At 66.4% G+C, this 24,013-nt stretch carries 24 protein-coding genes; 4 read left to right on the forward strand and 20 right to left on the reverse strand.

Features of this window, described 5'->3' with window-relative positions; all coding sequences use genetic code 11:
- Positions 1–5: 5 nt before the first annotated feature.
- From AC3WQR_RS00640 to AC3WQR_RS00720, 17 genes are all read right to left on the reverse strand, one after another.
- A complete protein-coding gene (locus AC3WQR_RS00640) occupies positions 6–995 on the reverse strand; it encodes a type II secretion system F family protein (RefSeq protein ID WP_139702488.1) in 990 nt (329 codons plus the stop codon).
- 9 nt (positions 996–1,004) lie between these two features.
- On the reverse strand, positions 1,005–2,375 hold the full coding sequence (locus tag AC3WQR_RS00645) for a TadA family conjugal transfer-associated ATPase (protein WP_062474163.1): 1,371 nt from the start codon (positions 2,373–2,375) through the stop codon (positions 1,005–1,007).
- Between the two features lie 42 nt (positions 2,376–2,417).
- On the reverse strand, positions 2,418–3,575 hold the full coding sequence (locus AC3WQR_RS00650) for a CpaE/TadZ family protein (RefSeq protein WP_492740900.1): 1,158 nt from the start codon (positions 3,573–3,575) through the stop codon (positions 2,418–2,420).
- Between the two features lie 19 nt (positions 3,576–3,594).
- Positions 3,595–4,044 carry a TadE/TadG family type IV pilus assembly protein gene (locus AC3WQR_RS00655; protein WP_062474161.1) on the reverse strand — a complete coding sequence of 150 codons (450 nt, stop codon included), beginning with the start codon at positions 4,042–4,044 and terminating at the stop codon, positions 3,595–3,597.
- Positions 4,041–4,499 (reverse strand): TadE/TadG family type IV pilus assembly protein, encoded by a 459-nt coding sequence (locus AC3WQR_RS00660; protein ID WP_492740901.1) that lies wholly within the window; start codon positions 4,497–4,499, stop codon positions 4,041–4,043. Before AC3WQR_RS00660 ends, AC3WQR_RS00655 begins: the two co-directional genes overlap by 4 nt.
- A gap of 8 nt (positions 4,500–4,507) precedes the next feature.
- Complete coding sequence (locus AC3WQR_RS00665; protein ID WP_492740902.1) at positions 4,508–5,737, reverse strand: pilus assembly protein TadG-related protein; 1,230 nt, start codon at positions 5,735–5,737, stop codon at positions 4,508–4,510.
- 46 nt (positions 5,738–5,783) lie between these two features.
- On the reverse strand, positions 5,784–5,960 hold the full coding sequence (locus AC3WQR_RS00670; protein WP_062474156.1) for a Flp family type IVb pilin: 177 nt from the start codon (positions 5,958–5,960) through the stop codon (positions 5,784–5,786).
- Positions 5,961–6,063: 103 nt separating this feature from the next.
- Positions 6,064–6,279: a Flp family type IVb pilin gene (locus AC3WQR_RS00675; RefSeq protein ID WP_062474154.1), complete on the reverse strand. Its 216-nt coding sequence runs from the start codon at positions 6,277–6,279 to the stop codon at positions 6,064–6,066.
- A gap of 124 nt (positions 6,280–6,403) precedes the next feature.
- Complete coding sequence (locus tag AC3WQR_RS00680; protein ID WP_062474152.1) at positions 6,404–6,700, reverse strand: hypothetical protein; 297 nt, start codon at positions 6,698–6,700, stop codon at positions 6,404–6,406.
- 11 nt (positions 6,701–6,711) lie between these two features.
- Positions 6,712–8,181, reverse strand: coding sequence for a type II and III secretion system protein family protein (locus AC3WQR_RS00685; RefSeq protein WP_260685014.1), 1,470 nt, complete (start codon positions 8,179–8,181; stop codon positions 6,712–6,714).
- An 89-nt stretch (positions 8,182–8,270) separates the two neighbouring features.
- Positions 8,271–9,110 (reverse strand): Flp pilus assembly protein CpaB, encoded by an 840-nt coding sequence (gene cpaB, locus AC3WQR_RS00690; protein ID WP_139702494.1) that lies wholly within the window; start codon positions 9,108–9,110, stop codon positions 8,271–8,273.
- 33 nt (positions 9,111–9,143) lie between these two features.
- Positions 9,144–9,728: an A24 family peptidase gene (locus AC3WQR_RS00695; RefSeq protein ID WP_492740903.1), complete on the reverse strand. Its 585-nt coding sequence runs from the start codon at positions 9,726–9,728 to the stop codon at positions 9,144–9,146.
- 16 nt (positions 9,729–9,744) lie between these two features.
- Positions 9,745–9,891: a hypothetical protein gene (locus tag AC3WQR_RS00700; protein ID WP_167395048.1), complete on the reverse strand. Its 147-nt coding sequence runs from the start codon at positions 9,889–9,891 to the stop codon at positions 9,745–9,747.
- Between the two features lie 210 nt (positions 9,892–10,101).
- Positions 10,102–11,319, reverse strand: coding sequence for a CaiB/BaiF CoA transferase family protein (locus tag AC3WQR_RS00705; protein WP_492740904.1), 1,218 nt, complete (start codon positions 11,317–11,319; stop codon positions 10,102–10,104).
- The gene (locus tag AC3WQR_RS00710) at positions 11,319–12,287 is read right to left on the reverse strand and encodes a Bug family tripartite tricarboxylate transporter substrate binding protein (RefSeq protein WP_492740905.1); all 969 of its coding nucleotides are present in this window, start codon (positions 12,285–12,287) and stop codon (positions 11,319–11,321) included. Before AC3WQR_RS00710 ends, AC3WQR_RS00705 begins: the two co-directional genes overlap by 1 nt.
- Before the next feature lie 33 nt (positions 12,288–12,320).
- Positions 12,321–13,460 carry an acyl-CoA dehydrogenase family protein gene (locus AC3WQR_RS00715; protein WP_492740906.1) on the reverse strand — a complete coding sequence of 380 codons (1,140 nt, stop codon included), beginning with the start codon at positions 13,458–13,460 and terminating at the stop codon, positions 12,321–12,323.
- Positions 13,457–14,614: an acyl-CoA dehydrogenase family protein gene (locus tag AC3WQR_RS00720; protein WP_492740907.1), complete on the reverse strand. Its 1,158-nt coding sequence runs from the start codon at positions 14,612–14,614 to the stop codon at positions 13,457–13,459. Before AC3WQR_RS00720 ends, AC3WQR_RS00715 begins: the two co-directional genes overlap by 4 nt.
- Positions 14,615–14,723: 109 nt before the next feature.
- On the opposite strand from AC3WQR_RS00720, the gene AC3WQR_RS00725 reads away from it, so the two are divergent.
- From AC3WQR_RS00725 to AC3WQR_RS00740, 4 genes are all read left to right on the forward strand, one after another.
- On the forward strand, positions 14,724–15,521 hold the full coding sequence (locus tag AC3WQR_RS00725; RefSeq protein ID WP_307693268.1) for an IclR family transcriptional regulator: 798 nt from the start codon (positions 14,724–14,726) through the stop codon (positions 15,519–15,521).
- Positions 15,522–15,665: 144 nt separating this feature from the next.
- Positions 15,666–16,166 (forward strand): sigma-70 family RNA polymerase sigma factor, encoded by a 501-nt coding sequence (locus tag AC3WQR_RS00730; protein WP_492740908.1) that lies wholly within the window; start codon positions 15,666–15,668, stop codon positions 16,164–16,166.
- Positions 16,163–17,143 (forward strand): FecR domain-containing protein, encoded by a 981-nt coding sequence (locus AC3WQR_RS00735; RefSeq protein ID WP_492740909.1) that lies wholly within the window; start codon positions 16,163–16,165, stop codon positions 17,141–17,143. Before AC3WQR_RS00730 ends, AC3WQR_RS00735 begins: the two co-directional genes overlap by 4 nt.
- A 100-nt stretch (positions 17,144–17,243) precedes the next feature.
- A complete protein-coding gene (locus tag AC3WQR_RS00740; protein WP_492740910.1) occupies positions 17,244–19,763 on the forward strand; it encodes a TonB-dependent siderophore receptor in 2,520 nt (839 codons plus the stop codon).
- Positions 19,764–19,808: 45 nt separating this feature from the next.
- Here AC3WQR_RS00740 and AC3WQR_RS00745 read toward each other — a convergent pair whose 3' ends face one another.
- From AC3WQR_RS00745 to AC3WQR_RS00755, 3 genes are all read right to left on the reverse strand, one after another.
- On the reverse strand, positions 19,809–20,696 hold the full coding sequence (locus tag AC3WQR_RS00745; protein ID WP_492740911.1) for a hypothetical protein: 888 nt from the start codon (positions 20,694–20,696) through the stop codon (positions 19,809–19,811).
- A gap of 703 nt (positions 20,697–21,399) precedes the next feature.
- Positions 21,400–23,271, reverse strand: coding sequence for an ATP-binding response regulator (locus AC3WQR_RS00750; RefSeq protein ID WP_492740912.1), 1,872 nt, complete (start codon positions 23,269–23,271; stop codon positions 21,400–21,402).
- Positions 23,272–23,327: 56 nt separating this feature from the next.
- Complete coding sequence (locus AC3WQR_RS00755; protein WP_492740913.1) at positions 23,328–24,005, reverse strand: response regulator transcription factor; 678 nt, start codon at positions 24,003–24,005, stop codon at positions 23,328–23,330.
- Positions 24,006–24,013 lie beyond the last annotated feature (8 nt).

A 24,013-nucleotide genomic window follows, 5' to 3' on the forward strand; every position in this document is an offset into this window, starting at 1 on the left:
CTCCTTCAGACGTGAATCTTCACGATCTTGCGCAGCAGCACGATGCCCACGAGCATCAGCACCAGCATGTAGCGCAGCACCGTCTGACCGATCGGGTCGGTCCACAGCGGCGACATGAACTCGGGATTGAAGATGTTCATGAGTGCCGCCAGGGCGAACGGCATGATGCCCAGGATCCAGGCCGACAGCCGCCCTTCCGACGACAGCACCCGCACCCGCGCGAGCAGCTTGAAGCGCGCGCGGATGAGCTGGCTCAGGTTGCCCAGCACCTCGGTCAGGTTGCCGCCCGAATCGCGCTGGATCAGCACCGACACCACGAAGTAGCGCAGGTCGGTGAGCGGCACGCGCTCGCTGAGGTTGGTCAGCGCCTGCTGCAGCGAGACGCCGAAATTCACCTCGTCGGCCACCAGGCGGAACTCGCTGGCGATCGGGTCGGGCATTTCCTCGCCGATCATCTGCACGCCGCTGGCAAAGGAGTGGCCCGCGCGCAGCGCGCGCGTCACGAGGTCCAGCGCGTCCGGCAGCTGCTTTTCGAGGCGATCCAGCCGGCGGCTGCGCTGATGCTGCAGGTACAGGATGGGAAGCAGCGCGGCCACGGCCCCGGCCAGCAGCGCCAGCCACACGGGCTGGTGCGCCAGCCACACGGCGAAGAACGCGAACGCACCGAGTGCACCGCAGGCCAGCAGAAAGCTCGACACCGTCCAGTCCAGCCCCGCCTGCAGGATGAAGCGGTCCAGCCGGTGCGCCCGCGGCAGCGCCAGCAACTGGCGCTGCATCCACGGCATGTCGCTGAGCATGCGTTCCTTGGCGAGATGGGCCTGCGGCGTGCGGTCGACCGCGGCGGACATCGCCTGCAAGCGCTTTTCGATCTTGCGCGCGCCGGGCCCCTTGTAAGACCGCCACAGCAGGTAGAGCCCCTCGATCATGAGCAGCGCGGTCACGAAGACCAGCACCGTGACCGTGACCAGCGTGTTCCCCCCCAGGTTGTCGAACATGGCGCGCTCCTATTCGTAGTGCTTTTCAGGATCGAAGATGCTGTCGGGCAGCTCCACGCCGTACGCGTGCAGCCGCTCCATGAACTTCGGCCGCACGCCGGTCGCATGGAAATGGCCGCGCACCTGGCCGTCGGGGCTCATGCCCGTCTGATGGAAGGTGAAGATCTCCTGCATGGTGACGATCTCGCCCTCCATGCCGGTGATCTCCTGGATGCTCGTGACCTTGCGCCGCCCGTCGATCAGCCGCAGCACCTGGACCACCACCGTGATCGCCGAGGCGATCTGCTGGCGCACGGTGCGGTGGGGCAGGTTCAGGTTCGCCATGCCGATCATGTTTTCCAGCCGGGCCAGCGCATCGCGCGGCGTGTTGGCGTGGATGGTGGTGAGCGAGCCTTCGTGGCCGGTGTTCATCGCCTGCAGCATGTCGACCGCCTCGGCGCCGCGCACCTCGCCGATCACGATGCGGTCGGGCCGCATGCGCAGCGCGTTGCGCACCAGCGCGCGCTGCGTGATCTCGCCCTTGCCTTCGATGTTCGTCGGCCGCGTCTCCATGCGCGCGACGTGCGGCTGCTGCAGCTGGAGCTCGGCCGCATCCTCGATGGTGATGATGCGTTCGGACTCCGGGATGAAGCCCGAGAGAATGTTCAGCAGCGTGGTCTTCCCTGCCCCGGTGCCGCCCGAGATCAGCATGTTGACCTTGGCCTGGGCCAGGCCTTCGAGCATCTGCGCCATCGGCGGCGTGAGCGACTTGAGATCGTTCACGAGGTTGTTCATGCGCAGCGGGATCTTCGCGAAACGGCGGATCGACATCATCGGCCCGTCCAGCGCCACCGGCGCAATGACGGCGTTGACCCGCGAACCGTCGGGCAGCCGCGCATCGACCATGGGGCTGGACTCGTCGATGCGCCGCCCCACCAGCGAGACGATCTTGTCGATGATGCGCAGCAGGTGCTTCTCGTCGGTGAAGCTCACGTTGGTCAGCTCCAGCCGGCCCCGCCGCTCCACGTAGATGCTGGTGGGCGAGTTGACCAGGATGTCCGACACGGTCGGGTCGGCCATCAGCAGCTCGATGGGCCCGAAGCCCAGCATCTCGTGCTGGATGTCGCGGATCAGCGTGCGCCGCTCGATGTCGTTGAGCGCCTCGGGCTCTTCCTGCAGCAGCCGCCCGACCATGGTCGAGATTTCCTGCCGCAGCGCGTCGGGCTGGAGGGTTTCGAGCGCCGCCAGGTCGAAGCGGTCCAGCAGCTTCAGGTGCATGCGCTCCTTCAGCAGCTTGTAGGTGTCCGAGGCGAAAGGCGACGCGGTCAGCTCGACGACCGGCCCCGCCGGCCGCGCGCTGGCATCGCTGTCGATCGCATTGAGTTGTTCCCTGAATGACATGTTGGCACCTCCGCCTGGGTATTGATGGGAATCCGCCCTGTCTCAGGCACGGCGGAACAGCCGCCCCATGAAGCCGGGCGTTGCCTCCGGCCGCGGGCTGAGGGTGTGGGCAATCTCGTCGAGGCGCTTGGCGAGCGCGCTGCCGCGCGACATCTCCGCCAGCGGCACGCCGCGGTTGATCGACGCATCGACGTCCTTGCCGCCGTCCGGCACCGTCGTGAACGTCGCGCCGGGCAGCGACCGGCGCATGTCCGACAGCCCGATCTCGCCGCCGCCGGTGCTGCGGTTCACCAGCAGCTCGACCTTGCCGGCGGCGTAGCCGAGCGACTTGAACACCTGCATCAGGCGCGTCACGTTGCGGATGTGCGGCAGGCTGGTCTGCATCACGGGGAAGATGCGCTCCGCGCGGTCGAGCACGCGCAGCGTGAGCGTGTCGATGCGCGTGCCGAGGTCGAAGATCACGAAGTCGTACTGCGCGAGCGCCACCTGCAGGATGGCGTCGATGTGCTCGGCCTTGACGTCCATCGCGCGCGCCAGGTCCTCGGGCGCGGGCAGGATGCTGTAGCTCGGCGACACGCGCACCACGCTCGCCGCCAGCAGCGAGGCGTCGAGGCGCCCGATGTCGCGTGCCACGTCGGCCATCGTCGCGGTCGGGCGCAGGTCGCTCACATACGACAACGCATCGCCGAACTGCAGATTCAGGTCGATCAGCAGCACCGAGCGCTCGCGCGACAGCTGGTGCGCGACGTTGGTCGCGAGAAAGGTCGCGCCGCTGCCGCCCTTGCAGGGCATGAACGCCACCACCCGCCCGGGGCTGCGCGCCTGCGAGCCGGCCATCTTGATCGCGATGCGATCCACCGCGGCCTCGAGCGCGGCGGTGTCGGCGGGCGACGGCAGCACCTCGCGCACGCCGGCGCGCATCGCGTGGATCAGGAACTCGGGCGTCTGCATCGCGCACAGGAGCACCACCGCCACCGCCGGATGCCGCAGCGTCAGGGCCTCCACCAGCGAGAGCTCCTGCGGGTCGCAGCACATGCCGTCGACCAGCAGCAGGTCGGGTGCGACCTTGTCGACGACCGCCTGCATCCGGCTCTTGCCGCCTTCGAAAAGCGAGACGGCATGGCCGCGCGGCTCCAGCACCTTGCGCATGTCCTGCAGGTGGTTCGGATTGGGGGAAACGATGGCGATCTTCATGGTCATGGTCGTGTCCGGTGTGTTGCTAGGAGCAGACGGCGTTGCTGTTCGGGTCCTGCCCCATGATTTCGCGCGGCAGATAGGTGGAAAAACCCGGCATCGGGATCGGAGAACGAGTTCCGAATCCGATGGGCGAAATCCATTGGTAGTCGAGATCGACGATGCGGACGTTCACGCCGCTGCAATTGGCGGAAGTACAGGTCGCGCTGATGCTGCCTGCCGCGTCGTACCAGTCGACACTGACATTGGCTGCCGTCAACTGGGGCAGGAATTTCTGCATGTTGGAAAGCACGACAGTGGCATTTCGGTCGCACACGACGGCCGCACGCGCACCCCAGCGCGTCGCTTCGGCGGCTGCATTCCACGTCCACAACATGCGCACGAAATCCATGATGCCCAGCAGAAAGGTCAGGAAGAACATCAGGACCAGCGCGAACTCCACCGCAGTCGCACCCATCTGTCTTGTTCGATTCATGATTGACCTCGCATGGTGGCGCTGATATCTCCGAAGGGAATTTCTCCGTTCGCATCACCAAAACCAAGCCCGAACGCGCCGGTGAGCAGCGGGCGGAACTTGTATCCCGTGACCTTGATGGTCACGGTATTGATGGCCGGGCCACTGCCCTTGAATTGCCAGGTCGGGGTGGGGACGTGAGAAGTGTCGAGGCCCAGGACCAATGGCGAGCCGCCACCGGTCGGGTTGCCATAGACCACCAGGTTCCTGGCAGTCGTGATCTTGGAGGGATCCGTGGTTGCGATCGACGGGTCCTGGGTGGACAGATAGCGAGAGGCGTCGCGCAGCGATTTCGCGATGGTGTTGTACTGGTACAGCGCCCGCCCGAATTCGGTCGTGATGAACGTCAGGATGAGCAGCAATGGAAGAATCAGGGCGAATTCGACCAGAGCCACGCCGTTCTGTTTCTTTTTCATGCCAGCTCCTACTGAACGAGCGTCGGGACCCTGGGTCCGTTTGTGCCGCCGGCCAAACCCGCGGTGGCGCATGGACTGCCGGCGAGCGTCGCATCGCCAATGAACTCGAGCCACATCTTCGACTTCTTTCCGCTCGCATTCTTTTCCAGCGGATGCAGCATCAGCATGCAGCCGAAACCCTTGAGCGTGATCGACGGGCAGTCGACCACCGCGGTCGTGACCACACGTCGATTGGCACCCTTGGTGTAGTCGGTGGCATTGAAATTTCCCTGAGTCTTGAGGTTCTTGGTGTCGGGGTTCTTGTTGTCCCCTTCGTAAGGCGCGAATGAATTGCGCTTGGCAGTAAATCCGTTCGAGCCGAGGTCGTCATACCTGCCTGGCTTCACGTCGGCAGAGCTGTCGGCATACCAGGCGTACCCGGTCTGATCGGGAATGGCAGTCGCGGCGTTGAGGCTGCCCTGATAGATGCCGAAGCGGGTATTCCACGCGGCAACCGCTCCATTGGTCTTGCCTGCCTTGCCGACGTTTGTACCCATACCGGGAAGACCGCATTGCCCACTGCTGGTCAGGAGATCCTTGATCTCGCGCGCCCCGCCGCCGCTGCCGGTGAAATCCACCCAGTGGAACTGACCGGACTCCACATCGTCGTTGTCATTGGTCACGCCCTCGACCCATTCCCCCCGCGTGAACCCCCAGCCGGGGGCGGTGGATTTTTGGCAGATACCGACGGGAATGAGGCAATTGGACTGGGACGGAGCCCTGGTGGCAACGGCGACTGCGGCCACGCTGTGCGATGCCCCATAAGTAGCACTTCCGCTGAACGCGCCCAGGGCATTGAGAATCCAAGGCGCGATGCCCGACTTCGTATGCAGGCACTTGGCGTACCTGGCATTCGCTATGGGCGTAAAGGTATGGCTGTAGGTGCCGATCAGCGAGTCGCTGAACACGATATCGGTCTGGGCGATGCCGGTCGCCCCACCTTGAAAATTGATCTTGTTGAGATCGGCCGCGGTCTTTCCTGCGCTGGTGGCACGCGTCAACGCATCGCTGGCGCCGTCGAGCTCCTGCGCGGCAGACAGGGCACAACTGTCCATGGCGGTCTGCAACTCCGTTTTCACGATGAAGAGGCGACCGAAGTCCAGTGCGATGCCCATGAACCCGAGGAGGAACAGCAGGACCAGAGCGACGGTGACGATTACCGCGCCGCCTTGGCTGTGGCCGGAAGTGTGGACTTTCATGATCGGCTTCCTGTGTGTGGGTGGCGGTTCGAAAAAGCTCTGTGCTTCAGCCACATGTCACGCCGCCAAGGCAGGTGCGGACGAGATCGACAACATTGCTGAGGTTGGTGTCCGTCACCAATGGCCGCAACTCGATGGCCAGCAGGATCGAGATCACGGCAATGACCAGCGCGTACTCCATCACTTGGGCGCCGCTCTCATCCCGCAAGAATGACTTGAACATGATGAGTACCTCGCTTTGTACTGGGCGGCGGCGGGCAACGGACAAGCCGGCCCCGCCACCGCCACCGCCATAGCCATCGTTCCAATAGATGCGATTGCCGGGCTTAAGGGTTGCAGACGCCCATGTTGCCCTGGAGGCAAGCGGCCACGCGGTTGATGAAGGTTGTGAAATAACCTCCGGTGGTCAGGCCCTGCAGTGCAATGACCAGGGCGATCGACACGACTGCGATGATGAGCGCGTACTCGATCACTTGAGCACCATCCTCTTCCTTGACGAACGAGGACATGAAGTTGCCGGCACGGACAAAAAGTTGGTTCATTTTTTTCACCTTTGAATTGCAGTAAGAAAACAGAAAAATCTTGCATTGGTTCTTGGGTTGAGTGACTTCTATCTTTGCGTGGCAACTCCTTTCTGATCGAATTCAAGAATCGTTCGAGGGCCGCCTAACGACCCCCTCCGCCGTTATCTCCACCACCAATCCCGCCACCGATGTTGATGACGTTCACCGCCGGCGGCGGCGCCTTGTAGGACTTCTGGTACTGCACCATCGACTCCCGTGCCGCCCGGCCGTCCATGCCCGCCACCGGATTGCCGTCCTTGCCGGCATCGGGATTGATCGTCATCTTCCTTTTCGCGTCGCGCACCGCGTCGCCGAAGCGCGCGTCGTAGTTGGGAGTGACGTGGGAGCATCCGGTGCCCAGGAGCAGCGTCAATGCGAGAGTCGTCGACTTGATGAACATGGTGATGCTCCTCACTGGGTATTGGTGGCCGGTGCGGCCGGTGCCGGGGTGGCGCTTTCGAGGCTGCCGTTCAGATAAACCTCCGCACGGCTGGGAACGACGTGGTTGTCGGTCGGCAGGCGAGGCGACTCGGCCAGCGGCCGGACCAGGCGGGGCGTGATCACGAACATCAGCTCGGTCTGGTCGTTCTGGAACTCCGTGCTGCGGAACAACGCCCCCATCACCGGCACTTCGCCCAATCCGGGATAGCGCTTGATGGACTCCGTGACGTTGCTCTTGATGAGCCCTGCGATGACGAAGCTCTGCCCGTCGTTGAGTTGCACGGTGGTGTCGGCACGGCGCACCGTGAGCGATGGCAGCACGGCGGTCACGCCGCCGATGGTGGTGAAAGGCGAGCCGGTTTGCGACAGGTCCGACACCTCCGAGACCATCTTGAGATTGACGCGGCCGCCGTTGAGCACGGTCGGGGTGAACTTGACCCCGATGCCGAACTCCTTTTCTTCCAGCGTGATGTTCGTGCCATTGCCGCTGGAGGAGCTCTGCGCCACCGGAATGAAGATCTTGCCGCCCGACAGGAAGCTCGCCTGCTGGCCGCTGATGGCCATGATGTTGGGCTCCGCCAGGATGCGCACCAGGCCGTCGTCCTTCTGGCCGTCGATGGAGATCGACGTGCGACCGATCCTCAACGCCTCGATCAGGCCGCCACCGCCGCTCAGGAAATTGGAGATCAGCGAATAGCTGTTGAGACCACCGTTACCGGAGCGGGCCAGCCCGACGCGTGCGCCAAGGCGGTCCAGCAAGTTCTTGCTGATCTCGGCGATCTTCACTTCGAGCATGACCTGCTGTGGCGCAGTGACACGCAGCAGGTTCACCACCTTCTTGCCGTCGGCGCCGTAGGCCGAGGCCAGACTCATCACGTCATCGAGCTTGAGCGCGTCGCTGATCTCGCCGGTGAGCACAATGGATTTTTCCGCGCTGCGCACTCGGATGCGGCTCTCTTCCGGCATCAGTTCCGCCAGCTTGGACTGCAGCGCCCCGGGGTCGACGGTAACGACCACATCCTTGATGTAGCAGGTGCCGTCGGCACTTTGCAGCACCACGTTCATCGAGCCGGCCTGGCGGCCGCGGAAGAACAGGTCGGTCGGACTCAGCAGCGTGACCTCGATGTCAGCTACGCCGTCGCCCACGTTCGCATTGGGCGCCGGCATCGCTGCTCCGGGCTGCGCCGGTGCTGCTGGCGCGGTCGCCCGGCCCTGCGGCTGTCCGCCGAACACGATGCGCACCACGCGCGCCTTCAACGGAATGACCACCGACTTGCCGAGCACGGCATAGGTCGGCTCGGAGTCCGGGATGATGGCAGTGCAGCGCCGGCTGGCCGGGGCTGCGGGTGCTGCCGCAACAGTTGCTGCTGCAGCGGTTGCAGCAGGCGCAGGCATGGCGACGGCCGTGGCCGGGGCGGCTGCCACGACCTCCGCGGCCATGGCGGGGGTCGCCACTGTCGCGAGGGTCGCCAGCAGACGGGCGATGGTTGTTGTGAGTGGGCGCACTTGGTGTTCCTCCTGATGGACGATCAGAAACAGGTGACCGAACGGGCGGCGCTCTGGATCACCTCCACGCATTCGGTGGCTCGCGGCGTGGCGGGACCTGCCAGCCGCACCCGCGGGCGATCCGGAGCCGCCGCGGTGGAGACCGGCACGATGTCCTTCTTCTCGCCGAACAGCTGCCCCTTGGTGATGCCCAGGGTGGCGACCGTGGTCTTGTCCATCTGGTTGCGCAGCACGAGCGACAGGGTGCCCACGCTGCGCGCCAGGTCGAGCTTCTCGGAGTCTTCGAGCGAGAGCTCGAGCGTCACCGCGCTCACGACCTTCGGCTTGGTGTCGTCGCGGTTGGCCTCCTGGGCCACCGCCAGCACCAGCACCTTCTCGAGCACGGTCTTGCTGATCTGCAGCGCGTCTTCGCCGCGCCCTTTGTCCTGTTGGGCGTTGACCATCACGTCGACGTAGTTGCCCGGCAGCGCGAAGCCCGCCACGCCGACGACGTCATTGACGCGCACCGTCATGGCCCGCTTGCCGCTGGCGATCACTGCCGACAGCCCGCCCTGCGTGCCCACCGGCGCCAGCTTGCCCTCCATGAGCGCCTCGCCGCGCAGCACGCCGACCTTCACCACGCGGTCGTTCAGCGCCTTGATGTCGCTGAAGGAGCCGTTCGGCACCGAGCCGCTGGGCCAGTCGACCGTGGACAGCATCTGCGCATTGACGCGGCTGCCCAGGTCGATGTCGACGGCGGCCACCACGACCTTGTTGGACGCGATGCCACTTTGTCGGGAGATCCAGCCGGTCGCGTAGACCGCGGCCGCCAGCCCGAACAGCAGGGCCAGAAAGATCAGCCCGATCGCCTTGATGTTCTTCATACGAACCTCCGCCAGGGGTGAAACATGTAGGAGCTAGACAAAGCCCAGCTGGTGCGCCAGCACTTGGACCACCGTGCCCGCCGCGATGCAGACGCCGTAGGGCAACTTGCCCACGGACTGGCCCGCCTGCAGGCGCCCGTCGGGCCGCATGCCTGCGATGGTGGAAATGACCATGCCCTGCGCTGTGGCCTTGACGTTGCCAAGCATGTGGACCAGGCGGCGGCGATGGATCGCGAAGGCCAGCGCCGCGACGCCGCCCGCGATGAAAGTGAAGAGCAAGGCCATCAGCGTCTGCTGGGGCCCCAGGAAGGCCCCGGTCATCGCCATCAGCTTGACGTCGCCGGCGCCCATGATCCCGAGCGCATAGAACGGCAGCATCGCGGCGAAGCCCACGGCCAGGCCACCGAATGCACTCGCCGCGCCCGACGCCGGCGTGCGTGCCGCCATCGTTCCGTAGATGAGGGCGAAGCACGCGCCGCCGAAGGTCAGCCAGTTGGGAATGCGATAAGAGCGCCAGTCGCTGACAGCCGCCACGCCGAGCAGCGCGAAGAGCGCCAGCATGCGGATGTCGGTGGCCAGCATCGCGAGCAGTTCGAGAACAGCGTTGAATTCCTGCATGGCGGGCTCCCCGTGTTCAGGCACTGCGCCGCAGGGCGAGCACCAGCAAAATGGCCACAACCATCACCAGCGCACCGATCAGCGCAACCTCCATGAACGACATGCCGGCGTCTTCGCGCAGCAGGCTCAGGGCGGTTCTCGGCAGAACTTCGAGCGGTTCCATGCGGTGTCCCCGGTGATCGTGGCCGGCCGAAGCCGCTGGCCTTCCCGGCGTGGGAAGAAGCGTTCGGCATGGGGATGACTGTAGGAATCGCACCGCTTTCGCACATGAGCGGAGCGCCCTTTTCTGGGGGAGTCAGGTGTCCCGCGACGGCACGGGGACAGGCATGACAAAACGCCTACCCCGCAGGGCAGGCGAAAGCGCAGGCGCGCTTCAGATCACCTGCGCGTCACGCAGTGCCTCGAGCTGTGCCTCGCCCAGGCCCAGCGCGCCATACACCTCGGCGTTGTGCTGCCCCGTGCGCGGCCCCGTGGCGGCCGGGCGAACGCCTTCGCGCCCCACGAAGCGCGGCACCGCCGCCGGCGCGGGCACGGTGCCGAACTGTTCGTCGGGCACATCGATGAAGGCGCCGCGTGCCTGCATGTGCGGGTCGGCCCGCAGGTCGGCGATCGAATACACCTTGCTGTAGGGCACGTCTTCGCGGTCCAGCCGCACGGCCAGTTCCGCGAATGGAAGACTGCCGCACCAGTCGGCAATGATGCGGTCCAGCGCCTCGAGGTGACGGATGCGCGCGGCGTTGTCGGCAAAGCGCACGTCGGTGAGCAGGTCTTCTCGGTCGATCGCGCGGCAGATGCGCGCGAAGATCGGCCCGCCCGTGCCCACCAGCGCGAACCACACGCCGTCGAGCGCGCGGAACACGTTGGACGGCGCGGTGTAGGTGGCGCGCGAGCCAGTGCGCTCTCGCACCACACCGCCGATGCGGTGCTCGGCCGCCAGCGGATCGAGCAGGCGCGACATCGCCTCCGTGGCCGACAGGTCGATCTCGGCGCCGCGCTGCTGCACGAGCGGCAGCGCGTTGCGCTCTGCCAATGCGGTGCTGATGGCGAAGGCGCCGAACAGGCCCGCCACCACGTCGCCCAGCGGATAGTTCATGTGCTGCGGCGGGCCATCGGGCTCGCCGGTCAGGTGCGTGAAGCCGCTCATCGCTTCGAAGATGCGCGCAAAGCCCGGCCGGCGCGCATACGGCCCGGTCTGGCCGAAGCCCGTGAGGCGCAGCACGATGAGCCGCGGGTTGGCCGCATGCAGCGTGGCGATGTCCAGGCCCCAGCCGTCCAGCGTGCCGGTGCGGAAGTTTTCCACCAGCACGTCGAAGCCGGCGATGAGCTGCAGAAACAGCGCGCGGCCCTCGGGCTTGCGCACGTCGAGCGAGATGCCCTTCTTGCCGCGGTTCGCGGTCTTCCAGAACAGCGGATGGCCCTCGTGCACCGGCGTGAGCCCGCGCAGCGGATCGCCGCCGCCCGGCAGTTCGAGCTTGACGACGTCGGCGCCCATGTCGCCGCACAGCGTGGCCGAGAACGGCGCGGCGAGCACGGTCGCCATGTCGAGGATGCGCACCCCGTGCAGGGGCGCGTGGTCGGCAGGCTGGCCCATCAGTTGCCCTTCAGGTCGACGCGCTTGAGCACGGGGTCCCACAGCTTGCGGTCGGCGGCGATGCGTTGGCCGTAGGCGGGCAGCGACGGGTCGAGCGCGGCTGCGCCCAGCTTGGCCAGCTTGTCCTTCACCGCGGGCAAGGCCTTGGCCAGTGCCGCGCGCAGCGGACGCATGACGGCATCGGGCGTGCCCTTGGGCGCGACGATGCCCACCCACAGGCCGCTGTCGAAGCCCTGCAGGCCCAGTTCGGCGAAGGTGGGCACGTCGGGCGCCGAGGGCGAGCGCGTGCGGCCGGTCTGCGCCAGGATGCGGATCTGCCCGCTGCTCATGTAGGGCAGCGTGCCGCCGAGGTTGTTGCACATCACCGGGATGTGGCCGGCGATCAGGTCGTTCACCGCCGGCGCGTTCCCCTTGTAGGGCACGTGCTGCATCTTGATGCCCGCCTGGTGGTTGATCATTTCGCACACTAGGTGCGAGGGCGTGCTCGGGCCCGCGGAGCCAAAGGCGAGTTGGCCGGGCTTGGCCTTGTCGGCGGCGATGAGCTCGGGCAGCTTCTGGTACGGCGTCTTCGCGTTGACCGCGATCACGTTCGGCAGGTCGGCCACCAGGCCCACGGGCACGAAGTCGTCCACCGGGTTCCAGGTGAGCCCCTTGTGGACGTAAGGCAGGAAGATGTTGGTCAGGCCCGCCATGAGCAGCGTGTAGCCGTCGGGCGCGGACTTGGCCACGAGCTCCGAGCCGATGAGGCTGCCGGCGCCGGGCTTGTTCTCCACGATGACCGGCTGGCCCAGCGCATGGCCCAGCGCCAGCGCCACCTCGCGCGCCACCAGGTCGGTGCTGCCGCCGGCGGGGAAAGGCACGACCAGCTTCACGGGGCGATCGGGGAAGGCAGCCATCGCCAGCGAGCCGGCCAGGCCGAATGCAAGGCCGGCAGCCAGGTGCGAAATTTTCTTGATCAAGGACGTCATCGTCAGTCTCCAGTTTCTCTGTGTTTCAACGTGTCAGTGCGTGAGGAAGCGGCGCCCGAGCGTGGCGCGGTGCAGCTCGGAGGCGCCGTCGTAGATGCGAAACGGCCGCAGCTCGCGCACGATGAGGGCGATGGGTGCGTCTTCCGACATGCCCAGCGCACCGCACATCTGCACCGCGCGGTCGGCCACGCGGTTCAGGGCCTCGGACACGAAGACCTTCGTCATCGCCGACTCGGTCTTCACCGACAGCCCCTCGTCCATGCGGCGCGCGCAGTCCAGGCTCATGAGCCGGCTCGCATGCAGGTCGATGTGGCAGTCGGCCACCATCGCCTGGATCTGCTGCAGGTCGGCCAGCCGATCGCCGAAGGACGTGCGCTCGCTCACATAGGCCTGCGCGATCTCGAGCGCGCGCCGCGCGCGGCCCATGAGCCGCAGGCAGTGCGACAGCCGTGCCGGCTCCAGCCGCTGCTGCGCCGCCACGAAGCCCGAGCCCACCTCGCCCAGCACCGCGTCGGCGCCCACGCGGCAGGCGGTGAAGCACAGCTCGCCGTGGCCGCCGACGGCGAAGGGGTCGATGGCCTTGATGGCGCGCACCAGCGAAAGGCCCGGGTGTTCCATGTCCACGATGAACTGCGTGGGCCCCTCTTCCGTCTGCGCCAGCACGATGCAGAAGGCCGCGCCCACCGCACCGGTGATGAACCACTTGTGGCCGTCGATGACCCAGCCATCACCCTCGCGCCGCGCGGTGGTGCGCAGCATCGACGGGTCGGAGCCTGCGCCGGGCGCCGGCTCGGTCATCGCGAAGCACGAGCGGATGCGGCCCTCGGCCAAGGGCCGCAGGTAGCGCTGCCGTTGCGCGGGCGTGCCCTGGCGCAGCAGGCTGATCATGTTGGGCTGGTCGGGCGCGGCGCAATTGAGCGCGGCCGGGCCCAGGTAGCTGCGCCCGGCCTCCTCGAACACCGCCGCGCGCTCGACCCACGACAGGCCCAGCCCGCCCTCCTCCACCGGCATCTGCGGCAGGTACAGGCCCAGCTCGCGCGCGACCGGGCGCAGCTGCGACAGCGCCGCATCCATCGCCCGCAGGTCGTGCACGTGGGCATTCGATTCGAGCGGGATGCAATGCCGCTCGACGAAGTCGCGCACCCGTGCCGCGAGGTCGGTGCGCACGTTCATCGCGCGCCCGCCTCGCGCAGCGCCAGCTTGGCGATGTTCAGCTGGTGGATCTGGCTCGTGCCCTCGTACAGGCGGAACAGGCGCACGTCGCGGTAGTAGCGCTCGATGGGGCTGAAGTCGGCCACGTAGCCCGAACCGCCGAACATCTGCACCGCGCGGTCGGCCACGCGACCGCACATCTCCGACGCGAAGTACTTGCACATCGAGGCCGACATGGCCACGTCTTCGCCGCGATCGCGTGCACGCGCCGCCTCGAGGATCATCGAACGCGCCGCGTAGATCTCGGTGCGGCTGTCGGCGATCATGGCCTGCACCAGCTGGAAGTCGGCCACGGCCTGGCCGAACTGGTTGCGGCTGCTGGTGTGCGCCATGGCCAGGTCCAGCATGCGGATCGCCGGCCCCGTGCACAGCGCCGCCAGGTGCAGGCGCTGCTTGTTGAGCACCTTCATCACCGTCTGGAAGCCCATGCCCTCGCGCCCGCCGATGAGCTGGTCGGCGTGCACGCGGCATTCGTCGAAGTGCACGTCCGACACGAACGAGCCAGCCTGGCCCATCATGCGGTAGGGCGCGCCCGTCGTCAGGCCCGGCCCGCGCTCGACCAGGAACGCCGACACGCCCTTGCTGCCCTTCGTGCCGTCTTCGGTGCGGGCGATGACGGTGAACACGTCGGCCACCGGCGCGTTGGTGATGAAGCGCTTGCTGCCGTTGAGCACGTAGTGCTCGCCCTCGCGGCGCGCGGTGGTCTGCACGTTGCTCGCCTCCGAGCCGGCCTCGGGCTCCGTGAGCGCCAGGCAGCCGGTGAGCTCGCCCGTGGCCATGCGCGGCAGCCAGCGCTGCTTCTGCGCCTGGGTGCCGTCGGCCACCAGCGCTTCGGAGCCGATGCCCGTGTTGGTGCCCACGCGGGCGCGCAGCGCCACCGACGACTGCGACAGCTCCATCGCGCACAGCACCAGTTCCTCGGTCGTGAGGCCCAGGCCGCCGTACGCCTCGGGAATGCTCCAGCCGAAGTAGCCCTTGCGCCGCAGCTCGTCGACCACGTCGGGCGGGATGTCGTTGTCGCGGCTGACTTGCTCTTCCAGCGGATGCCAGCGTTCGCGAACGAAGGCGCGGATGTCGGCCCGCAGGGCCTCGAAGTGGGGGATGTCTCGGATCATGGTGGCCGCGACTGTAGGAAGCAGGTCCACAATTGCCGGCACTGAATTTCAATCATTGAAACTGCAATTCACTCCCATGCCCCGCCCTGTCCAGAATCGCCGCCAGCCCATGAAGCATTCCGACGACCTGCGCCGGGTGCGGGACGAAGACCCGTACATCGCCGGCACCCTGGCCAAGGGCCTGCTCATCCTGCAGACCTTCGTGGGCGACCCGCGCGCGCACGCCAACAGCGAGTTCGCGGCCAAGCTCGGCCTGTCGCGCCCCACCGTCTCGCGCCTGTGCCGCACCCTGCTGACCATGGGTTTCCTGGACCACGACGAACGCCTGGACCGCTACTTCATCGGCCCCGCCGCCGTGGCGCTGTGCTACCCCTACGTCATCAACACGCCCATGCTGGCCCTGCTGCGCCCGGCCATGCAGCAGCTGGCCGACCGCGTCGAGGGCGCGGTGTCGGTCGGCGTGACCAGCGACCTCGACGTGGTCTACCTGGAGACGTGTGCCCACGAGGGCGGCACCCTCAAGCGCCCCGGCGTGGGCGCCGTGCGCGGCATCGTCGAAACCGCCATGGGCCGCGCGTGGCTCGCGCAGCTGCCCGCGGGCGAACGCCAGGAGTTCCTGGCCCGCGTGAAGCACGAGCGGCCCGACGAGCACGCGCGCTGCCTCGAAGGCGTGCGCGAGAGCGTGACGCACTACGGCAAGCGCGGCTTCGCCATCAACCTGGGCGATTCAGGCTTCGGCGTGCTCGCCGCGGGCGCGGCCGCACGCATCCGCTACGGGCCGCGCCGGCTGCTGTTCAACTGCGCGGTGCCGGGGTTTCGTTGGAAAAAGGCGCAGCTGCTGGACACCATCGGGCCGGGGTTGATGCAGCTGGTGGAGGCGGCGGATCGGCAGTCGGGGTTGCGGTGAGGGGTTGCGGATTGCGGGATTCGTGATCCGTACCGGGACGGCGTCTGGCTGCGCTGCGCAGCATGCCGAACGCTGCGCTCAGCGCGCCAGGCCGCGATGCTCTTAAAATGAGAGTAATTCTCAATTGCATCGCCTTCCCTCTTCATGCCTTCCGCCGACACCCACACCGTGCACGCGCTCTACACCGAGCATCACGGCTGGCTCAGCACGTGGCTGCGCCGGCGCCTGGGCTGTGCGCACAGCGCCGCCGACCTGGCGCAGGACACCTTCGTTCGCGTCCTGCTGCGACCGCAGGTGCTGCCCACGTTGCGGGAGCCGCGCGCCTACCTGACGACGCTGGCCAAGGGCGTGGTCAGCGAACACTGGCGCCGGCAGGCACTGGAGCGCGCGTACATCGATGCGCTCGCGCAGGTGCCCGAGGCGCTGGCGCTGTCGCCCGAAGAGCGCCTGCAATTGCTGCAGACGCTGGACGCCATCGACGCGATGCTGGACGGCCTGCCGCCCAAGGCGCGCGAGGCTTTCGTGCTGTCGCAGCTCGAAGGCCTGACCTACGCACAGATCGCCCAGCGCCTGGCGGTCAGCGAACGCACCGTCAAGCGCCACATGGCCCTGGGCTTCGCGCATTGCCTGGCGCTGGTGGAATGAGCGCACGGCCACCGGCATCCGCACCCGACAGCGCCGCGCTGGGCGAGGCCGCGCAATGGCTGGTGCGGCTGCACTCCGGCCGGGCAGGCGAAGCGGACCACGCGGCCTGCGCGGCCTGGCGCCGTGCGGACCCGGCGCACGAACGTGCATGGCAGCGTGCCGAGCGCCTGTCGCAACAGTTCGGCGCCGTGCCGGCGAACATCGGCGTGCCGGTGCTGGCGCGCCAGGCACGCGGCAACCGAAGGGCCGCACTGCGCACGCTGGCCGTCCTGGCGACTGCCGCGCCGGCCGCCTGGCTCGCCTGGCGCCTGGCGCCGTGGGACAGCTGGACCGCCGACCACGCCACCGCCACCGGTGAACGGCGCGAGGTGCGGCTGGCCGACGGCAGCCGCGTGCTGCTCGACACCGGCAGCGCGATCGACGTGCGCATCGACGGCACGCAGCGCACGGTACGGCTGCGCGCGGGCGCCATCCGGGTCACGACCGCGGCCGACGCGCGCCCCTTCATCGTGGAAACGGTGCAGGGCCGGCTGCGCGCGCTCGGCACGCGCTTCACCGTGCGCCTGGGCGACGACGCGCACGAGACCGCATCGCCCGATGTGCGTCTGGCGGTCACCGAGGGCGCGGTCGAGGTCACCTTGCGCGGCGCGTCGTCGCCTGCGGGGATCGTTGCGGCCGGTCGGCAGACCGTGTTGAACGCCCAGGGCGCCTCGGCCCTCACCGCCGTCTCGCCCGAGAGCCAGGCGTGGACACAGGGCGTGCTCTACGCCGAGAACATGCGCCTGGCCGACTTCTGCGCCGAGCTGTCGCGCTACCGGCCCGGCCTGCTGCACTGCAGCCCGGAGGTGGCGAACCTGCGCCTGTCCGGTGCCTTCCAGCTGCGCGATACCGACTACGTGCTGTCGATGGTGGCCACCACACTGCCCGTGCAGGTGCTCACGCGCACGCGGTGGTGGGTGACGGTGGCGCCGGCCTGAGATCGAAAATTTTTTCGCTGATTCCTGTCCCTTTTTGAAGCCTGGTCGGGCAAGCCATGGAGCCGTGCTGCGAGTACGGCAAGAACAGGACCACCGAACCATGGCATTGCCCTCCTCCCGCACCGCGCCCATGCGGCCACTTTCCCTTTGCATGCCCGCGCGCCCGAGCGCCGTGACCCACGGCGTGAGAACCCTCTGCCTGGCCTTCGCGCTCGCCGCTTCGGGCGCCGCGACCGCACAGGCGAACCCGCCGGCAGCCGCCACCGCGGCCTACGACATTCCCGCAGGCGCACTGGGCCCGGCGCTGTCTCGCTTCGCCGCACAGGCCGGCGTCACGCTGTCCTTCGAGCCCTCGCTGACAGAAGGCCGCCGCACCGGTGGATTGCGCGGCACCCACGCGGTCGGCGACGGCTTTTCGCGATTGCTCGCGGGCACCGGCCTCGAAGCGGTCGCACGCGCGGGCGGCGGCTACACGCTGCGTCATCCGGCACCGGGCGCGACCCCACCGGCCGCACCCGCGGACGCGCAGAGCAACCTGCTCAGTGAAGTGCGCGTCACGGCGCAGGCCGAGCGCAGCGCGATCACCGAGGGCTCGGGGTCGTATGCCAGCCGCATCGTCACCGTCGGCAAGGGCGAGCAGACGCTCAAGGAGATCCCCCAGTCCGTCACGGTGGTCACGCGCCAGAAGATGGACGACCAGAACCTGCACACCATCGACGACGTGCTGGCCCAGACCACGGGCATCACGATGTACGACAGCCCGATGGGCGGACGCTATGTCTACTCCCGGGGCTTCCGCGTGGACAGCTACCAGTACGACGGGGTGAACCGCGCCTTCTACTATCCCCAGGCCAACAGCTTCACGAGCAGTGCCGCCACGCTGGATCGCGTGGAGGTGGTGCGCGGCGCCACGGGCCTGCTGCAAGGGGCCGGCTCGCCCAGCGCCACGATCAACATGGTGCGCAAGCGTCCGACGGCCGACAAGCAATTGCAGTTCTCGGCCAGCGCGGGTTCATGGAACAACTACCGCGCGGAGGTCGATGCCAGCGGCCCCCTGAACGAAGCCGGCACGCTGCGCGGCCGCGTCGTCGCGAGCGGCAACGACCGCGACTACTTCTACGACACCGCGAAGAGCCGCACTGGCGTGCTGTACGGCGTGCTCGCCGCCGACATCGGGCCGCAGACCGTGCTCACCCTCGGCGTCAGCCACGAAAAACTGCGCGCCACCCCGTTCTTCCAGGGCTTGCCGAGCTACAGCAACGGCGCCGACCTGCACCTGCGCCGGTCGACCTACCTGGCGGCCGACTGGAACCGCTGGAAAAGCGCACAGACCTCGGCGTTCGCCGAACTCGCGCACCGCTTCGACGCCGACTGGTCGCTCAAGGTCACCGCCGGCTACGTGCGCGAGCAGCAGGACATCAAGTACGCCTTCCCGCTGGGTGCCGTGAATCCGGTGACCCTGGCGGGCAACGTGATGTACGGCGGCCTGTTCGATTTCAAGACCGACAACAAGACACTCGACCTCGCCGTCGACGGCAAGTTCGACGCCTTCGGCAGAAGGCATTCGGTGAGCTTCGGCGCCAACACCGGACGCATGTTCAACCACAGCGACTTCTCGCTGATGCAACTGGCGGGCGTTGCCAACAACGTCTTCGCACCGGTCTCGGCGATCGCCGAGCCGAGCGACGCGACCTTCGTCGCCAGGCGCTACCGCGGCGGCGACACCGAGACGCGCATCACGCAATCGGGCGCCTACGGTGTCGCACGCCTGAGCCTCAGCGACCCGTTGACGCTGGTCGCCGGCGCCCGTGTCACGCGCTACCGGGCCAGCGATCGCGACCGCATCACCGGCGACCCGGCGACCGAGCCCTATCGCGAAAACGGCGTTCTGACGCCCTATGGCGGACTCATCTACGCCCTGACTCCGCAATGGTCGGCGTACGTGAGCTATGCCGACATCTTCCAGCCACAGAACGCGATGACCGCCGCCGGCGACAGGCTGCCTCCCGTCAAGGGCCGCAACTACGAGGCGGGCCTGAAGGGCGAGCTGCTCGACGGCAAGGTCAACGCTTCGCTGGCGCTGTTCCGACTCGACCAGAACAACCGGGCACAGGAAGACCTGGTCAATGTCTGCACGAGGAGCACCTACTGCTCCGTGTCCACCGGCAAGGTGCGCAGCGAGGGACTCGACGCGGAGATCAGCGGCGAAGTGGCCCGCGGGTGGCAGGTGTTCGCGGGTTACACGTTCAACCACTTCAAGTACCTGAACGACACGGCCAATGCCGGCATCGATTTCGCCAGCACGTATTCGCCCAAGCACATGGTGCGCGTGTGGACCGAGTACCGACTGCCCGGCGCGCTGAACGCCTGGACGCTGGGCGGCGGCGTGAACTTCCAGACCGCGAGTTCACGCACCACGGGGTCCATCAAGCTGGAGCAGGCCTCGTACGCGGTCTGGAGCGCGCGTGTCTCCTACCAGATCAACCGCAACTGGTCGGCCGCGCTGAACGTGAACAACCTGTTCGACAAGACCTACTACCAGACCGTCGGCGCGCCGGCCTGGGGCAATGTCTACGGCGAACCGCGCAGCGCCATGGTGACCTTGCGCGGCAACTTCTAGACAGGATGGCCGCCTGCCCAGGCAGGCGGCCCCAATGCCAGATGTCTAGGGGAAAAGAACGGCGCCTCCGCGATTGAGGTCCGCCAGCAATGCGCCCTGAACATAGACCGCATAGTCCGCGAAGAACATCGCGGCGCCCCCGCTCGCTCCGGTAGGAACACTCAGGCCGGCGTAGAAAAATCCTTGGCTCGCCTGGTCATTGAGTCGCGCGAGTCCTTCGGTCGTATTGATATCGACCGGGCCCCCAGGGATTTCATCCGAGAAGCGATAGGCCACTGCCGCGGGCTTGCTGCTGTCGAGTTCGTAGGTATTGAAAACGCATCGCACGGGCTGTCCGTTGCGGTTCGCAAAGTACTCGAAATAGCCCCTGTAGCGGAATCCGCTTTGACCGCGGCTGGTGAGTTGCGGCTTGGGATCGGAGACGATGGGTTCGAACGCGTAACTGTAGGTCGCCCCTGAGGCTGCAGAGCTTTTGACGACGATCGCATTCACGCTCGGGCTGAGACCCAACTCCGTATTCAGGAAGCGATAGCCTTCCTGTCCCCACGCATTCAACTGTGCAATGAAGTCTGCCGGCATCATCAGATCGAAGCTGAACTTCCGATAGGTGTAGGTGACGGGCTGACTTTCGTTCTTGACCAGGATGAAGCTGGCCTTGCGGATGGCGTTGAGGGAATCGTCCAGGGTGTGCGTCTCCCCCACCAGGTGGTGCAGCACATAGCCCTTGGCGCCCTCGTCTTCCAACCGCTGCAGCAGCGCGTTGCTGGCCCCGTCCCAGCCATCGCGACCGGAGAAGGTGAGCGTGAATTCCTTGTAGCTGTATTTGTCGTTGGCGGCTTGCGGATTGACATACAGCGAATTGCTTCCCACGGGACGCATGCGGACACTGCCCTTGGCGCCCTGATCGTTCAGTTGCTGCACGACGGCCGGCACTGATGCAATGTAGGAATCCTTGTCCCCGTCCCAGGCGGATGGGAGCGTCTCATACTGCGCGGGTGCGGGTGTTCCGGGTTCCTGGGTTCCAGGTTCCTGCGTTCCTGGGCCTGGCGTTCCAGGCCCCTGCGTCCCGGGCCCTTGCGTTCCAGGGCCTGGTGTTCCTGGCCCTTGTGTTCCGGGGTCGTCCGTTCCAGGCCCGATAAGCCCCACGGGGAAGCCACCTCCACCTCCGCCTCCGCTGCCACCCCCACATGCCGCAAGCATCAAGGCGACTGCCGTTGCAGCAGCCACTGCAGGTTTTCTGAATTTCATTCCCTTGCCTTTCAATTTTGTCGAAGCCAATGCTGCCGAGATGGCAACGTTGTCCATGGCGATCGGGCCTCCCAGCGTGGCCCGTCAGATCGCCGTCGACGTTTGTATGGCTGGCGGGAGAAATTTCCCCATGCCGAAAGTCACACAACCTGAAAGCTGTGGGAAATTGATAATTTTTTGTGAGGCAGTTATGACTAATTAGAACCATTAGATCGGAATAGAGACGGCGTCTTCTCCTTCCAATATCTAGAGGATGCACGTGGCGATTGAGGATTTTCTTCCCCGATCTATTCTTCTCTCCTGACTTTGAAAAGTAACGACTTGGCAAGACGTATTTGAATCCAGCATCGACCCACGAACAGCGCCTTGGCAATGGAGAGGAAGGCAATCAGGTCACCGGCGACGGGTCTATGAAGTACCGGGTCGCCGGAGAAAAAAACCGCGTCTGCCCCGTGACGGACGTCAGTTCTGCCATCGCCTGCAGGAGCGCAGCGGCGCTCACCGGCTTGAACAGCATCGGCACCCCCGATGACTGTGCACGCCGCAGTTGCTGCGGGGCCGTCTCGCCAGTTATCAGCAGAAGGGGAATGTCAAGCTGAAAGCGCTCGAGCAAGCGCAGGCCGACCTCGAGTCCATCTCCCCCGTCGGCCAGCCGGTAGTCGCACAAGAGCATCGAGAACGGAAGGCTTTTCGCATCCGGGTGCGTCAATGCTTCGACCGCATGCGATTCGTCCGTCACAGCCACCACATCGACGGCGTGCGCGCGCAGCAGTGCCGCCATGGCCAGGCGAATCTCCGCTTCGTCGTCGATCAGCAGCACCGGCCCGGGCAGGTTCGGTGCAGCAAGGCTGCGATGCGCGGGCATCTCCAGTTCATCGAGCAGCAGTTCGGCCGGTGCGGTGATCGCTGCCTCGGCCTGCGGCAGAACCACGCGGAAATGCGTGCCACGTCCCGGTCGCGAGTGCACCTCGATCGGGTGAGACATCAGGTGCGACAGGCGCTGGACGATCGACAGCCCGATTCCGAGTCCGCGCGCCCGGTCGCGGCCCGGGTTGTCGACCTGATAGAACTCCTCGAAGATGCGGCTCAACTGCTCAGGCGCAATGCCGACGCCGGTGTCGCGAACCTCCAGCCACACCTTGTCGCCTCGCCGCCGCGCGACCACGCTCACACCGCCCTCCTGGGTGTACTTCAAGGCGTTGTCGACCAGATTCGAAAGCAGGCGGAACAACAGCTGGATGTCGCTGCGCACCCACATGCCACTGGCACGGATGCGCAATTGCAGGCCCTTCTGCTCAGCGTAGGGGGTGAAGGTCTGGTTGAGGACAAGAAGCAGCGCATCGAGTTCCAGGGCCTGCGGTTCAGACACGACGACGCCTGCATCGAGATGCGACACGTCGAGCATGGTGTCCAGTGACGCGCCGAGCGCGTCGACGGCGCGCATCAGGCGTTTGGCATTCGTTCTTTCAGGATGGTCGTGCAGTGCGGTTTCCATGGCCGCGCCGAACAGTGCAATGGCATGCATCGGCTGGCGCAGGTCGTGACTGGCCGCGGCAAGAAAGCGAGTCTTTTCCGCGCTGGCTCGCTCCACGGCGGCGATGCGTTCGCGCAACTGTGCGGCGAGCATCTCGTTCTCGAACTGCAACATCAAGGAGGCTGTCAGCCGCTTGTTCTGCTTCACCCCTTCGTGCAGTGTCAGTACCAGATTGGCGAAACTGAAGAGCGCCAGAAACCAGTGCAGCGTGCCACCGTGCCAGATCAAGGCAAGAATCAGCCCGCCCATCACGGGGATGCCGCAGCCGAACATGGCCCCCTTGATCGGCCAACGGGCCTGAATGGCCCGGGTCCAACTGACCATGATCACGACGATCACAACGGTCGTCATTGCCGGGCTCTGGATGAGCACGAGGAACAAGGCGCATGGCAGCGCCGTGGTCACGCTGACCAGCGTCACGATCCACGCGTAGCGGCGCGCCCAATGGTGGCTTTCGGACAAGGGGACATCCGGCGTCCACCGCGGCGCAAGCAAGGCATACAGATTCATCGACACGACGGCGGCGACCATGCCGATCACCAGCAGGTGGTGGGTCGAATCGATGTTCAAGTAGCCGAAGATGCCAATGGCAATGGCGAAGCCGATGTGCGCACAGGTGGCCGTCGTGTGCGCGGCATACACCGAGGCCACGTGTTCGCGGAGCACCCGATGGTCCAGATCGGCGGCCGCCGGGGCCTGATGCATCGATCGGGCAGCGTCATTCATGAATTGGCCCTTCGTTCTTGTTTCTTCGACGATCGCGTTGCACCTCCTGCGGTGAATCAACGCAGGCTGCTGATCAGTTCCGCGCGCGATTGCACACCGAACAGCAAGAGGATCGTCGAAACATAGTTCTTCACCGTGCCTTCGCGCAGCTCGGCCAACAGTGCGATCTCCTTGTTGGACTTGCCTTCGAGAATCATCTGCAGCACACGCGCCTGGCTTCCTGTCAGCGAACTCAGGGCGCCACCAGCGGCACGGCGGGGTGCCCGCGCAACCCACCTGGACGTACCTGGAAGGCCATCGACAACGTCCCGCCCGAGCAGGCCGCAGGCACGGATGAAGCTCACCACCTCCTTGAGGTTGGCCGACTTCGGCAAGAACGCGCTGGCGCCCTGAGCCAACGCACTTTGCGCAATGGCGTTCTGGGCCAGCGCGGTGGCGCCGGCGCCCGACAACGCGACCACGCGGGCCTGCGGATAACACTGGAGAAAAACGGACACGCCGCTCAGGCCTCGTGTGTCAGGAAGTGCCAGATCGAGCAACACCAGCCCGATGCTCGCCTGAGAGCGCTCATACACAGCCAGTGCCTGCGCCATGCTGCTGGCTTCGAAGACCTCGACCGCCGGCCCGTCGGGCGAGGCCTGCGCCTGGAGCAAGGCACGCACGCCCAGGCGCACCAGGTCGTGGTCGTCCACGATCAGGATGGCGGACGCCCGGGTCGACGCAGGAATGCTCATGGCGCGCA

The sequence above is a fragment of the Variovorax sp. FW305-3-2-15-B-LB1 genome (genome assembly GCF_058787635.1).